Origin of the sequence: Grimontia celer, assembly GCF_900055185.1 — a bacterium.
GTDB classification, from domain to species: domain Bacteria; phylum Pseudomonadota; class Gammaproteobacteria; order Enterobacterales; family Vibrionaceae; genus Enterovibrio; species Enterovibrio celer.
In genome coordinates this window covers 670107-684100 of record NZ_FIZX01000001.1, presented here as the reverse complement: position 1 = coordinate 684100, position 13994 = coordinate 670107, and the positions used below count along the sequence as shown (strand labels likewise).

The window sequence follows — 13994 nt, the reverse complement described above, 5'->3', positions numbered from 1 at the left end:
GAGATCCGCCGTAGGTATCATTTGGAAATCGCTTTGTATCAGCTTGGTTACATAGGCGTTTTCACCCAGAAAAAGCTGTGAATTGGTTCGCAGAAACACCTCCGTTTATCCGTTCAAAATTCGCCCAATGCCATGATTGTTTTCTGGAAAATAAGGAGGTAAGCATGGCATTTCAGAAAAGGATTTTGATTGTCGATGACAGCGAGGAATTGAGAGATGCACTTAGCGCATACTTGACCAAATCGGGCTTTGAAGTCTTAACAGCTGCCGATGGTGAGGAAATGCATAAAGTGTTGGCTCAAGGCGAGCCAAGCTTGATCATCCTCGATGTGATGCTACCGGGAGACGATGGTTTCACGCTCTGCAGCCAAATCCGTAAAACCTCCAATGTTCCTATCATCATGCTCACTGCCGTGACCGACGAAATCGACCGAGTTACCGGCCTAGAGCTAGGCGCTGACGATTACATCACCAAAACTTTCAGCCCACGCGAATTGCTGGCACGAATCAAAGCACTGCTGCGCCGTTCCCAATTCAACCAGGGTTTAGAAGGCGCGCGTTATATTTGTTTTCTGGATTGGAAGCTCGATACGCTGGCACGGGTTCTGGTTACGCCGAGTGGTGATGAAACCACGCTTTCCGGTGCGGACTTTTCGCTGCTGAGCCTTTTCCTCCGACACCCCAACAAACCGCTAAGCCGAAACATCATTTCTGAAACCATTCGCGGCCGTGAAGCCATGCCCTTGGAACGAGGTATAGATATTCAGGTCAGTCGCTTACGCGCCAAACTGGAAGATCAAGACCATTCGCTGATCCGCACCCTTCGTAATGAGGGCTATATGCTCAGTGCAGATGTCATTCATGAAGCCTGAGCAACAAGACGAAGCTAGCAGGTTTACCCGATTGGTCTCCCGCTTTTGGCCTTTGGGGCTGGCAAGCCGCTTTATTCTGATGCTCTCGCTGGTCATTCTTACCTCACAGGCACTCACCAGTGCGGTCTGGTATCGCTACAGCTATTTGCAGGAAAAAGAAGGGTTGGAAACGGCATTGGAAAGCATCGCCTCTAACGCTGCGTTCACGGTTTCCTACTATCGTAAACTCCCTAAATCGAGCCGCCATTTGGTGCTAGAGCAAAATCGAAGCATGGGCGGCACCCGCTTTTTTATCTCACTCAACAGCAAACGGATTGAAGCAAAAGGACTACCTCAGTCAGAAAGAAAGCAAGAATTACAACAAACCGTCGATACGGTGCTGAAACGTACACTGGGTCACCAGATATCTATCGACATTAATTTCAGCCAGAGGGATGACCTTCGGGTCTATGATGCCGAAGTACCTCTCGATGATATTCCCCGCGCCTTTGCCCGCTACACCATAGAAAAAGTTAAAGATGACCCACCGGTATTGGTGATGCAGTTTCAACTTCCGAACGAACAAAGTGCCTCTGGGAAAAAACGCGTGTCAGAGCAGTGGCTATATCTCGCCACCAATCTACCCGCTCCTTATGTCTCGCTGGAATCCCGCTTTCTTGATGCACGCCAGCTTAATTTCATCCTGCTCACTTCGGTGTTTGTTTTGCTTTGTACCTGGCTGATTGTGCGTCGCGAAATCAAACCGATTAAGAATCTTGCACAAGCTGCAAAGCTGATGGGGAGCAAAATGGACGCCCCCATCATCAAGGAAGAAGGCAGCGGAGAGTTGATTTCTGCCGTTCATGCTTTTAACACCATGAACCGACGCATTAGGGCTTACATTCGTGACCGCGACTTATTGTTCGGCGCCATATCCCACGATTTAAAAACGCCCATTGCTTGCTTGAAGCTTCGCACAGAAATGTTGGATGACGAGGAAACAAAACACCGCTTTGAACGCTCACTCAATGAACTCGAATTCATGGTTCAAGGCGCACTTCACTACATCAAAGATACGGATATTCAAGAACAGGTTGAATGGATCGACATTAACGCTGTACTCCATGAAATCTCAGCCTTCTATGGCAAAGACGAGCAAAAAGTTGGATTGGCAGGCAAAGCTTCAAAGCCATTTCTGTGCAAGCCAGTCGCCATTAAGCGGTTGTTGCACAACCTTATAGAGAACGGCGTGAAATATGGCCATTACGTCGATATCAGTGTGTTGGATACCCCGCGAAATCTGGTGATTAAGATCCGCGACCATGGCCCCGGCATTCCTGACGAACTTCGCGAACGTGTCTTCGAACCTTATTTCCGCATCCATCAAGAGAAAGAAGAGGGTACCGGCCTTGGCCTGAGTATTGTCCGAAACATCGTGCGTGGTCATGCCGGCAAGTTGGTTTTGCAGAATCATGCGGAAGGTGGCCTTGTTGTCACCCTGTCACTTCCAAGAGAGGAATAATAATGAAAAGAACCCTTCTCGCCGCTGCTTTGCTGGCAGCAAGTTTCCCCTCTCAGAGTGACTCCGTCGAACTCCTACACTGGTGGACGTCGAATGGCGAACGTGAAGCATTGGCAGAGCTGGAATCTGCGTTGGATCAACAAGGCATAACGTTGAGAAGTTCACCCGTTCATGGTGGCGGCGGTGATACTGCAATGACGGTATTACAAGCCCGCGCGATTGCGGGAAATCCACCTGAAATGGCGCTGATTGAAGGGCCTGGTATCCAATCTTGGGCAACCTTGGGATTTGTGTCTGACCTACACTCGGTCGCTACGGCACAGAATTGGAGTCAACGTCTTCCTGACATCGCCACCAGCATCAACACATATAAAAATCATTTTGTCGCTGCACCAGTGAATATTCACCGTGTGAACTGGCTCTGGGTGAACAAAGCTATTTTCGAGAAGCACAGTCTGGCCCCGCCGACAAACTGGGACGAGTTTTTCACCGTCGCTGAATCGCTAAAAACGCAGGGCATCCCTGCCCTATCAATCGGCAATGAGCCTTGGCAACTGGCGATACTGTTTGAAGTGCTGGCATTAGGCCTTTACGGCAGCGATTACTATCGCCAACTCCTGATTGAATTTGATGATGATTTGGTAACGAATCAAAAAACCGTTGAGCTGTTCAAGACATTCCGCCGCCTCAAACCCTATATGACTGACCCATCTGTACCCGTTTCATGGGACAAGGCGACTTTGAATATGGCGGAGGGGAAAGCCGCCATGCAGCTTCAGGGAGACTGGGTTAAAGGTGAACTCAGTTATATGAATCTCACCCCCAATCAAGATTATGACTGCCTGCCAGCTCCGGGAACCGCCAATACCTTTATCTACAATGTCGATAGTTTTGTGTTATTCCGGCTGAGAACAGAAGCGTCTGAAAACATGGCGAATCAACTGGCAAACACCTTAGTTTCCTCTGATTTTCAGTCTCGTTTTAACCAGAAGAAAGGTTCAATTCCCATTCTCAAAGATGTCGACATGACGCCATTTGATCTCTGCGCCAAAGCCTCCAAACAGGCATTTGTTGATGCCAAAGCAAACAACACCCTACTCCCCAGCATGTCCGATTCCATGGCTGTCGCTCCCCAACTCCAGGAAGCCATGCTTGAACTGATTAATCACTACTTCAATGACGAAGCTTTTACCGAAGAAGAAGCCATCAGCCAGTTAATGAAAATTGCTGCCAGTGTGCACTTCAATGGCTAACGTTAATCGCTAACCATAAGAAATTTCGATAAAGCTCTACAGCTGCTATTGCGTTTGTTATAAATAAAATAAACCTCATGCAGTAAGGACAAAGAATGAGTGCAGGACAAAGGGAAATGACATTACGTTTTCTGGCAGAGCCCGGAGACGTTAACTTTGGCGGAAAGGTGCACGGTGGTGCCGTGATGAAGTGGATTGACCTTGCAGCCTACGCAAATGCAGCAGCATGGAGTGGCAAGTATTGCATTACAGCGTACGCTGGCGGTATTCGCTTCGTACAACCAATTCACGTTGGCAACCTTGTCGAAGTCAGTGCCAAAGTCATCTACACAGGTACTTCTTCCATGCATATCGCCATTGATGTGCAGGCAAGTGACCCAAAAGAGATGAAAAATCGTCTCACCACCCACTGTATCGTCATTATGGTGGCCGTGGACGAAAACGGTAAGCCAACGCCTATCCCGAAATGGGTGCCGGAAACTGACGAAGACAAAGAGCTTGAGCAATCTGCTATTCGCCTGATGAACATGCGTAAGCAAATCGGCGAAGAGATGGAAGCACATGTGAAACTTCTTAAGTAGCGAGAGAGTAATGCCTAAGATCGTTCAATTATATTGTTGAAGTTAAGAGCATTGAAATATTCTGAAATAAGAGGCTTACCAGCCTCTTATTTTATATATATCAAAAAGATAAACTCCAATCCGAAAGAGTAATCAATAGATTTACATATATATTCAAACGCTCCATATCAACAACTAATTCGAATGAGTAACACGAAATACCCAGAAAAATGGTAAAAATTCCCATTTTTTTTCTCTTCCAACAACATTTCATTCAAATTCCATACTTTCTTATTTTCTCATGTCGATTATTTTTAGAATCTTCTTAGTGACAGCACCAAAATTATAAACAACCAAGCAATTCATCCCTCTGATTTTTATAGAGTTACTTATTTTCTTTAGCGAAAACTAAAAAATATCGCGTTTTTCCCACCACATTCCCCCTTTAAACAGTGCGGCAAATAACTCGACAACATCCGTCTCACTCTCAAGACCCTCCAATATGGAAACTCATCAGCTGATACGTCAGATTCCGCTGGCAAGAAAGCGCTTACATCGCGATCGATTTTTCTCAATCAGACAAACGGAGCATCAAATGGCCAACATCATTAATGGATCAGAAAATGATGACCACATCATCGGCACAAATGGCGTCGATTTTATCTATGGCAACGGCGGAAACGACTACATCGAAGGCTGGGACGGCACAGACTTTATCTATGGCGGTGATGGTGATGACACTGTTATCGGCGGTGATGGCACAGATGAAGTGCATGGTGATGCCGGAAATGACTGGGTGCGCGGTGGGTTGTTGAACGACAACCTTTATGGTGATTCTGGCGATGACCGAATTGAGGGCTTTGATGGTGACGACAACCTCTATGGCGGAACAGGCTCCGATACACTGTATGGCGGTCAAGGGCAAGATAAGCTTTATGGCGGCGACGGCGACGATAAAGCTCGCGGTAACGAAGGAAATGACTTTGTTAGCGGTGGTTTAGGTAACGATGTTCTTTTTGGCAATGAAGGCAATGATGAAATCAACGGCGACGAAGGCAATGACGTTCTTTGGGGTAACGAAGGCGAAGATTTCCTGCGTGGCGGTGCCGGTGAAGATTCGCTCTGGGGCGGTACCGAAGCAGACCAACTCTATGGTGGTGCTGACGACGATCAGCTCAGAGGTGAAGACGGTGCAGATAAACTAGGGGGTGGCCTGGGTAACGACAAGCTTTACGGCGGAAGCGGCGGCGATGAGCTCTACGGTGACGAAGGTAACGATCAACTTTACGGTGGTGGTGGTAACGATTACCTCGTCGGTGGCGACGGTGACGACATCATGCACGGCGAAGGCAATGATGACCGCATGCTGGGTGGTGCAGGACACGACACCATGTACGGCGGCAATATGTTGGATTACATGCATGGTGGTACAGGCAATGACACCCTGTATGGCGGCAACAACAATGATGAACTTCGCGGTTCCGAAGGCCATGACACCTTATATGGTGAAGCCGGTGAAGATTACCTGAATGGCGGCAAAGGCAATGACTACCTGGATGGCGGTTACCACGCTGATATTCTTGAAGGCCATATGGGTAATGACATCCTAAAAGGCGGCGCCAACAGTGACAAACTGTATGGCGGTGGTGAGGACGATTGTCTTTACGGTGAAAACGGTGATGACCTCCTCGTGGGCGGCAACGGAGACGACTATTTGGTGGGTGGTTTCGGTGCAGATACCTTCTTCTTCGAATATCGCGACCATAACGACACCATCGCTGATTTCAGCAAAGGTCAGGGCGACAAAATACAAATCGACAGCTCTCTGCTGACGAAATTCAATCAAGTCAGTATTACCCAAGTTGGTGCCGATACCGTGCTTGACCTGGGCAACCACACAACAGTGACTTTGGAAGACTTCAACGCCAACAAAGTGACCAGCGATATGTTTGATTTCGTTTAATTCACTATTTGGATGCTGGGGTTCAACACTTCCCTGGCATTCTTTCTGATTCAAGGAGGAACCAATGAAAAGCTTCATAAAGTCTGCCTTAGCAGCGTTACTTATCTTGAACACAAACATCGCCTTTGCAGAGTCTAAAGAGCGTATTACAGGCTTCGTATTACGTGGCGATGTTGATGGCTCAGTCAACAACTTTACCTCTGACCGAAATGGCTACGACGACCCCTATCAACTCGTTTCTGTTGAAACAAGTGAAGGGCAAATAGAGCAAAAGCCTATTGGTGAGTTTATCGATGGACTCGTCGTTCAGGTTGAGTGGCGTCACCTTCAGAAAGAAAAAGCAGGGCCAATCACCGAAAACAATGTCATTGATCAGGCTATTGCACGCGTGAATGAGTGGAACAATGATCCTGAAACAACTAACACTCTTGGTATCAAATTACGCGTTTTTTCAGGTGTTTTTTCTCCAAAATGGCTCACCTATCATGAGCATAATGGGAAATACAAGCTGAAGAATTGTGAAAAGGGGCAGAACGCTACTGCAAAAGAAATGTGCGGTGTAAGAGCCTATTTCAAAAATAACAAGCAAGGCATCATTCCTTCCCATTGGAAGCCATCTTTCAGAACACACTGGAGAGACTTGCAAGAGAAGCTCGCAGATAAATACGACAGTGTTTCAGTGATCAGAGAACTCGCTGTTTCAGGGTGTATGACACACCACGCAGAAACGATGTGGCGAAACAAAGGCGATTACAACCGACCAGACGGAAAACACAATGTGCAAGCCTTGTTGAATGGAGGCATGACACTGGAAAGTGACAAGTCATGCCTTCGCTGGCAAATAAAGGTTGCCGCTAAGAAATGGCACAAAACCCCCATAGCCATGGCATATAACATGTGGAACGACTACGAGGTTGTTAATGACGAATTGATTTGGACAACAAAGCCGCAGTTTACAAAAGAGTTAATGCAAAAATGTATTGAAGAGGCAGGTACAAACTGCATTCTCGGCAACAACTCGTTGGGAATGAATGATATTGGAGATGAGAGCAACACTGATGATGTCACCTATTACCTGAAAAAGTTTGGTGACGCCGGGCATCATATCTATGTGCAAACAGAAACGGCGATAGACCAACAATGGGTTGCACTCAATCATGCTGCCGACGTACTCAATGCGCAGATGGGAGAGCTGCCAAAAATTAAAGCAATGAACAAAGAGAGCCCAACTTTTCTTACGGGCAGTAACATGCAAAGCGCCAGACATAATTTAAAGTTCTAACCAAAGCTTTTTGCCGGGCTATCCGGCAATTTTTTGGTTTTGGTAATTCTAGTGGGGGATGAATTGTACTCTTTCTAACTTCTTCCCTCTTCATTATTCAAAGTTAACCCACACTGTTGAACACTCTTTTTCTATGCTCCTTTTTGCACTGATTTGTGAAGGTGCGCCATACAATCCCCAGCTGTCTAATAGCTAATACAGACTTGCCGACGCTCTTTGATTTGTAATCAGTTTTGATGGCCAAAAATAATTATCAATCACGATTTCAAAGCTTCTCATTCCGTCTTGTGCGTTAACAAACCCGCCAACGGAAAGCATTCAATGGAGAAAGGTATGTCTGTTCAGGAACCAAGTCTATCGAACGAAGGAATGTATTCAATCACGCTCAGTTCAGCCACTCTTGAACTCGCCGATTTCGTTTATACAACCACTAATACCTATAACGAGATAACCGGTACAGAGAACGACGACATCCTCTATGGTGTCGAAGGTAATAACCGTATTTACGGACTCGGTGGAAAAGACACCCTTTATGGTCACGAGAGCACCGATGAGCTCTATGGGGGCGATGGCAGTGACACCCTCTATGGCAATGAAGGTGATGACTTACTGAGTGGAGATGCCGGTGGCGATAGGCTTTATGGCGGTGACGGCGACGATACCTTGTATGGCAGCGATGGGAACGACTACCTAAATGGCGGCGACGGGCAGGACCTCGCTTTGGGTGGTACTGGCAACGATATTATTTTTGAGTCCGAGCTGGCGATTGGTAGCAGCGGAAATGACAGAATTCATGGAGATTCAAGCTCATCCGATACGCTTATAGGGGGTTCGGGTGATGACTGGGTGGAAGGCTATGGAAATGATGTCGCAAGGGGCGGTAGTGGCAATGACGTACTCACGAGCCTTGGCAACAAAGATACACTATTGGGTGGTTCAGGAAATGACGTTCTCCACGTTGTTGGCAGTCTAGGAAATGGAGCTGCTCTGTTTGCTGGATCTGGTGATGACATCCTGTCCGGCAATGCTAATAATCAATGGTTTCATGGCGGTGCCGGCTCAGACACGTTCCATTTTGGCACTTCCTTATGTTTTGACTTCGCCAAAAGTGCAAATTCGATACCCTCCTATTTCACTGGGCATGACAAAATAGCCGACTTCGAAATCGGTATTGATACCATCGCCATCGACACAGCGATAACTTCAGACTTTGATGATTTGGTTATCGAGCAAGTGGGTTCAAAAGCTGTTATTACTCTCTCGAATGGCTCCACCATTACCCTAAACAATACCAACGCTTCCTTATTAACCGCAGACGATTTTTCGTTTACGAACACATCGACCTTTAATAGTTCCCTGGGTATTTGGGGGGCACACATTGAAGAGTCTTGGCACTATGGCGGTAGCATTCAATCAAACCATTGGGTTTTCGGTGACAAACGTAACGACGTCATCACCGCGACCCACTATGCGGATGGTGGAGCAGGAAATGACACGCTAATCAGTCGCGGTACTAAAGAGATTCTTGTGGGTGGTGAAGGCGCTGATACGTTCGAACTCCAGTTTGGGTCGAGTGGTATCACAACAATCAAGGACTTTGACGTTAACGAAGATCAATTGATATTTAAGGCTACTATCAGTTACTACGGTTTTGACTATTCAGAGAGACCTAGTCTGACTTTCTCACCATCAAGCTTAACACCTACCGCTTACGAAAATGGCACTGTCCTCAAAGCAGACCTAGGCTTTGAAATCTATTTAGAAGGCGTTGATCCGGATTCAATAGCTTTAGATGACATCACACTGCGCCTCCGAGCTGCTTCCGACGGCATTGGGAATACGCTTATCGGTGGTAACCGCGATGACTCTCTTGATGGCAACTCCGGCAGCGATACTCTCGAAGGTCGTGGCGGCAATGACACCCTGATTGGAGGCGGAGGTCGAGACACACTCCTCGGCGGTGAGGGCAATGATGAGCTGTCTGGCGATGGTGGTAACGATAGCCTTGACGGTGGTGAAGGGAACGACAGGCTCCATGCTGGAGAGGGAGAAAACCAGCTTTCAGGAGGTGAAGGCGCTGACACCTTTGTGATTGGCCATTTCAGCACTGAGTTGGCTGGCTACAGCAGCTATAATTGGAACTCGTTCAATAACTACCGATATGAAGATACCATCACCGACTTTGAAGTAGCCGCTGACTCGCTGAATATTACCCACTTGCTGGATGACAACACTATCCGGTTCCTCGCTAACGAAGACAACATATTTAGAGCAAGTGATTTGATTAAGCAAGTAGGTGACGACGTTGTAATACAAGGTTCCTCTACTGCCAGCTCCACCCTTCAAAATGTTCAGCTCGATGACTTCTCAGATGAGCAAGTTTCCTTCACTTTGATTGGCAGAAACTCCGCCAACCACATCGTCGGTGGCACCAGTGATGACTCCCTGTTTGGGCGAGCGGGCAACGATATATTGGAAGGAGGCGACGGAGATGACTGGCTGCAAGGAGACGAAGGTTACGATACCCTCACTGGCGGACAAGGTGCAGACACTTTTGTTCTAAGCGATGCGCGACAGACCTATAGCAGTAACGTAGAAACAGACACCATCACCGACTTCGAAATTGGTATCGATAAGATAGCATTCAATGACTACTCCTATCTCTCCATGAATTTTGACGATTTCATCATCACACAGCAAGGTGATGACACCTTGATTCAGATGATCCGTAAATTCGACTTCGGCGGGGAGACTGAGTACATTGATGACAACGTGAATGTGCTGCTGAAAAGCATTAACGCTGAAGACATCAGCGCTGATGATTTTGATTTCTTCTATCTATCTTGATGTTTCACATTATCGTTCTGAAAACAGCGCTGATTGGCGCTGTTTTTGTTTCTACATCGATTTGGGCTATAAGCTATGGCTCAATCTGCCCTCGAATTTCACCACTTCCAACCGCAGGTGTATGCACATTCACGTAATGCCCGCCTGACTGGAACATCGCTTTTTGTTCGTCGGTCAATGTTGTATCTACTGGCGTTTGCCATACGTTAACGTCATCCGCGCTTTGTTCCAAACCAACCACAACGCCGCCGTTGGTGCCAGCGACACCTTGGTGGATATGTGCCGCCACTGCATCCTCAACACCTTGGGTAACCACTCTTAAATCCAGGTTACCGTTTACATCATTTAGTAAAGCGTAACCATCACCGCTCGCGTCGGTCGTAACAGGTGGGACTTCCTGATCGCCCGACAATGGGAAAGAGTAAATGGAATAGTCAGGCGAGAAAATCTGCCCACGGATTTCACCGGGCGGGTTCGCTAGTGTGTGGAAGTTAGTGTAAAAGGCGCCTGAAAGCATGTCTTCAAACATTTCTGCGCTTAATGATGTGTCCTCAGGCGCCGTCCACACATTGGGATCCTCCGCGTTTTGATCCAGAACCACCAGCACGCCGCCATTGCTGCCAACGCGACCAGTGTGGATATGGGCTGCGACTGCATCTTCAATGCCCTGCGAATTCACCCTTAGATTTAGCGTTTCTTCGACGCTGTTATAAGCCAGATACCCTTGTCCACTGGCATCAGTCGCTACCGACGGCACCTGTTGGCTGCCATCCGCTTTGAAGGAGAGAATAGTGATAGTCTTCGGCACAATTTGCGCGCGCACTTCGCCGGAAGGCACCTCGTCGGTGTGAACATTGATGTACCAGTCACCGCTCTTCAGCGCTTCCACTTCGGCATAGCTTAAGCCGTTCTCACGAACCACTAAATAGCGCTTTTCACCGTGTTTCCATTTGTGCTTTTTCGGCGTTTCAAAGGCGTATTCCACACCACCGGTGTCCCCTATTCCACCGCTGTGAATATGGGCAAACTTGAAGTCTTCGATACCATCGATATACAGTCTAGCCCGAAGCTTTTTGCGTTTTTCATCAAGCTGGACACGCGCTTTTGTCGAAAGCTCTGAATCATTGAGCGGCACTGCCTGACTGCCACTCAAGGTTAAATGATACGTTTGTGTGGCCTCGAATCCACACGCTGACAACAGAAACACTGCCATCAACACCACTAGCTTTTTCATCCTACAATCCTCTTTTGTCCTAAATAATCAGGCTTCTTTTTGCCTGTTCTTTGAAGACGAAAATAGGATTCGGATAGATGCAGCGCTTTGCACCATGACCCTCAAAGCGTTAGTCAATCGTCAGGAGTGAAATGTGAAGCGCGTTATCGAGACAAAGGTCTGTAAAAGTATATTGCAGAGGTGAACGCTAAGATCAGGTATCAGTCTCCGCCGCCACAACCGCCCCCATCACCTGAGCAACCAATTCCTCCCCCACAGCCTGAAGAGCAGCCAATGTGACTGGCACAGTAGGTATTTGAGTTGCTTTTCTGGCAGTCGAGCGAGTACTTAAAGCCATCGTCAATATTTAGCCTTGAGTCAATGTCGAAAAGAAGCGGAAGTTTTGACGGATTCGTCGGATTTATACCTTCACGAGCGCAAGATAACCGCCATGCCCGCTTAATACCGTCCAAAGCCATCGTTGGTGTCACCATCGCTTCGGTGGGCGTATGGTGCAGAAACCGATCAAATGCTTTGTCACAAAATCCTTTGTATTCTCTAGTGAACAAAATGAACTCATGCCAAGCGACATCCACAACCTGTGAAGGCATCGCGACCATACGTTTATTACCCTCATGACAAAGAAAGAAATATTCTTTCAAACCATCAATGACTAAAGATAGGTTTTCATCCGTCAGGTGGGGGTAATGCTGGTGCACCTTTGTTTTGATCGCTTTATTGAAGCGGTATGTGCCAATAAATACTCGCTGTGCCTTTCGCCGCCTGCCTCCTTGAACGAGCAACATTGTGAACAATACAAGAACAGTTCCTATGAGCCAGATTTCCATATCATCTCCTCTCTAATTTCATCACGCTAACTCAAACAACATGCAGTTAAAACAAACGATTTTGCATAACTCTGGTTGAATCAAAAACCACCATAAAATGCGACAAATTAAGATAGTGAGTGAGAGAGATAGTAAGAATTCCAACATAACAATGGCAGTGACATCGCTAGGAGGGTTTGCAACTAAATCAAACAACGAAAATTTGATGTGCTCTTTGCAGATACTTGTTGAAGCAGCGCTTTATCCACTGAGTCTCTGATTCGAACCAACAACTCATTTCGATAGCCTTTAGAGTGGTTTAAAACAACACAAGCCAATAATGAAGTCAGTTGGAAATCAAGGATGATAAGTTTATATCGCACAATTGCCCTAGTCTGTGTAATGCTTGTTGCGCCACACCTAAATGCTTCAGAACAACCCGATACCACAGAAAAAGTCTACGTCACAAAGAAAATCATTCACGAAGATATGGCTGTGTTAGTGCCTATTTCAGAGACTACCAAGCAGTGGTTGGGTGGATTCTATATCTGGGAACTGGGGGCGCTGAATCTGAATTTAGATGAAGACACCATCTATGTATTCTCGGAACAACCTCTCGACTTTATCGTTAGTGAAAAGGATGAAAATCGTTTTAGTTTCCCGAAATGGAAGGAAACAATTGTACGCCAAGGCGGCACAGTCATTCATGATGACCCATACAGCTACATCTACCAGAGTCAGGATGTTACCCATATCGTCGCCTATCGATATGACGGTCAAAAACACTTAATCGGCAAGTCTGCACTTTTTGGCTCTGAACACGAGCTCCCAGTCGGTGCTGTTCATGAGATCCTCTATCGTTTTGTGAATAACAACAATCAAGACCAGGAAGCACTCAAACATCTTGTCATCGCAAATGCCGCAAGCCTTATCCAGACTGAATCTTTTCATCTCCAAACCATCGACTTCGATGAATCTCTTACCGATTACAAAAATAAGCATGTCAATGTAAAGACCTTGACAGAAGTCGATGCGTTTGGGTCTCGGCGATTCTGGAATGGCGAAAGTATCTATGCTGGATTCAATAATACGTTCTCGATTTCCTTGTCTGAAGCCTCAGCATTACTTGAGAGTTACATCGAAACTGCACAAGAAGACGGTGTGGAAGTTCTTTTTGCGGGGAAAAGCGACAAGGCTAAATATACTCAAGCGCTAACGCTCAGAGCCATCGACGCTCCGGAAAATATTTATTCCTACTGTCAGCTTGATATAGGAGGGGTTTATTTGACTGTTTTCTTTTATTCCCCAGACGCCTTCATTGAACACCTCGCCTTTGCTCAAAACTGCCAAAGGGCTTTTTCAATCGAAGGAGAAGCGTCCTTACCAAAGGGTATTCTGGATAACCTCCAACGCTATTATCGGGTAGATGAAGTCAAAGAACACCCAGGTTTTTTCATTGTCTCAGACGAAGAAAATAACCCTCGTGACTTTTTCTGGGGGGCCAAAGGGCTGATGAACAAGGCAGGCGAGATCCTTATTGCTCCTTACTATGAAAAGCTAAAGTATCAGGATGGCATGTATGTAGGAGAAATTGACGATAAGCAAGTCTACTTCGATTTAGCCGGCAAGCCTCTGGACACGAGCAGTGAGTGACTTTCTTTTCGGACAAATGAAAG

At 46.7% G+C, this 13994-nt stretch carries 10 protein-coding genes; 8 read left to right on the top strand and 2 right to left on the bottom strand.

Going from position 1 to position 13994, the window contains the following annotated elements; genetic code table 11:
• Positions 1-164 precede the first annotated feature (164 nt).
• The 7 genes from GCE9029_RS03140 (at position 165) to GCE9029_RS26275 (ending at position 10278) form a co-directional block, all read left to right on the top strand.
• Complete coding sequence (locus GCE9029_RS03140; protein WP_062660986.1) at positions 165-872, top strand: response regulator; 708 nt, start codon at positions 165-167, stop codon at positions 870-872.
• Positions 853-2373, top strand: coding sequence for an ATP-binding protein (locus GCE9029_RS03135; RefSeq protein WP_197475316.1), 1521 nt, complete (start codon positions 853-855; stop codon positions 2371-2373). Before GCE9029_RS03140 ends, GCE9029_RS03135 begins: the two co-directional genes overlap by 20 nt.
• Before the next feature lie 2 nt (positions 2374-2375).
• On the top strand, positions 2376-3626 hold the full coding sequence (locus tag GCE9029_RS03130) for an ABC transporter substrate-binding protein (protein WP_062660984.1): 1251 nt from the start codon (positions 2376-2378) through the stop codon (positions 3624-3626).
• Positions 3627-3721: 95 nt separating this feature from the next.
• Positions 3722-4207: an acyl-CoA thioesterase gene (locus GCE9029_RS03125; RefSeq protein WP_002541650.1), complete on the top strand. Its 486-nt coding sequence runs from the start codon at positions 3722-3724 to the stop codon at positions 4205-4207.
• A gap of 574 nt (positions 4208-4781) precedes the next feature.
• Positions 4782-6149: a calcium-binding protein gene (locus GCE9029_RS03120; RefSeq protein ID WP_062660983.1), complete on the top strand. Its 1368-nt coding sequence runs from the start codon at positions 4782-4784 to the stop codon at positions 6147-6149.
• Between the two features lie 64 nt (positions 6150-6213).
• Positions 6214-7431, top strand: a complete 1218-nt coding sequence (locus GCE9029_RS03115; protein ID WP_062660982.1) for a hypothetical protein — start codon at positions 6214-6216, stop codon at positions 7429-7431.
• A 333-nt stretch (positions 7432-7764) separates the two neighbouring features.
• On the top strand, positions 7765-10278 hold the full coding sequence (locus tag GCE9029_RS26275) for a calcium-binding protein (RefSeq protein ID WP_197475315.1): 2514 nt from the start codon (positions 7765-7767) through the stop codon (positions 10276-10278).
• Between the two features lie 73 nt (positions 10279-10351).
• Here the strand turns inward: GCE9029_RS26275 and GCE9029_RS03105 are convergent, their stop codons facing one another.
• Both GCE9029_RS03105 and GCE9029_RS03100 read right to left on the bottom strand, forming a co-directional pair.
• Positions 10352-11512 carry a CHRD domain-containing protein gene (locus GCE9029_RS03105; RefSeq protein WP_062660980.1) on the bottom strand — a complete coding sequence of 387 codons (1161 nt, stop codon included), beginning with the start codon at positions 11510-11512 and terminating at the stop codon, positions 10352-10354.
• Positions 11513-11712: 200 nt separating this feature from the next.
• Positions 11713-12339, bottom strand: a complete 627-nt coding sequence (locus GCE9029_RS03100) for a glycine-rich domain-containing protein (protein WP_062660979.1) — start codon at positions 12337-12339, stop codon at positions 11713-11715.
• 381 nt (positions 12340-12720) lie between these two features.
• Between GCE9029_RS03100 and GCE9029_RS03095 the strand changes: the two genes are divergently transcribed.
• A complete protein-coding gene (locus tag GCE9029_RS03095; RefSeq protein WP_062660978.1) occupies positions 12721-13971 on the top strand; it encodes a hypothetical protein in 1251 nt (416 codons plus the stop codon).
• Positions 13972-13994 lie beyond the last annotated feature (23 nt).